We start from the raw sequence: 713 nt of genomic DNA, 5'->3' as shown, positions 1-713 counted from the left end.
GGGGCTGACGTAGATTAGCAGTTATGCTAGGCTACGAAAATGCAGATAACCAATTGTAAATTAAGCAAGAGATTTCAAAAGAAACTGCTTGAATTTTTTGTACTCCAAGTTACCGCTCGTTCCGCTGCCGATATTTTGGGCATTCAGCCCAACTCCGCCATCCTGTTCTACCGTAAAATCCGTATGGTCATCAGCCATCATTTGGCCTTGGCTGCCGATGAGGTTTTTGAGGGCCCTGTCGAGTTGGACGAAAGCTATTTCGGCGGACGGCGTAAAGGCAGACGTGGTCGCGGTGCGGCAGGAAAAGTGGTTGTCTTCGGCATCCTGAAACGCAACGGACGGGTCTATACCGTTGTGGTGGATAATGCCAAGTCTGAAACGTTACTCCCTGTAATCAAAAAGAAAATCATGCCGGACAGTATTGTTTATACCGATAGTCTGAGCAGCTACGACAAGTTAGACGTGAGCGGTTTCATCCATTACCGTATCAACCATTCCAAGGAATTTGCAGACCGTCAGAACCACATTAACGGCATTGAGAATTTTTGGAATCAGGCAAAACGCGTCTTGCGCAAATACAACGGAATTGATCGCAAATCCTTCCCGCTGTTCTTGAAAGAATGCGAATTTCGGTTTAACTTCGGCACACCGTCCCGGCAACTAAAAATTCTGCGGGATTGGTGTGGAATTTAGGGCTAATCTACGTCAGCCCC

1 protein-coding gene is annotated in these 713 nt (G+C 47.1%); it reads left to right on the top strand.

From position 1 onward, the window contains the following. Nucleotides 1-39 precede the first annotated feature (39 nt). Nucleotides 40-693, top strand: coding sequence for an IS1595 family transposase (locus ACTHRY_RS11085; protein ID WP_250614941.1), 654 nt, complete (start codon nucleotides 40-42; stop codon nucleotides 691-693). Nucleotides 694-713: the final 20 nt, after the last annotated feature.

Origin of the sequence: Neisseria sp. P0004.S004 (genome assembly GCF_051963335.1) — a bacterium.
Classification (GTDB): domain Bacteria; phylum Pseudomonadota; class Gammaproteobacteria; order Burkholderiales; family Neisseriaceae; genus Neisseria.
Note: the sequence above shows the minus strand (reverse complement) of the source record. Positions and strands in the feature narration are given on the sequence as shown.

What these genes read in the sequence shown, in the direction of transcription:
- ACTHRY_RS11085 (WP_250614941.1), top strand. Translation starts at nt 40, where the DNA reads ATGCAGATAACCAATTGTAAATTAAGCAAGAGATTTCAAAAGAAACTG.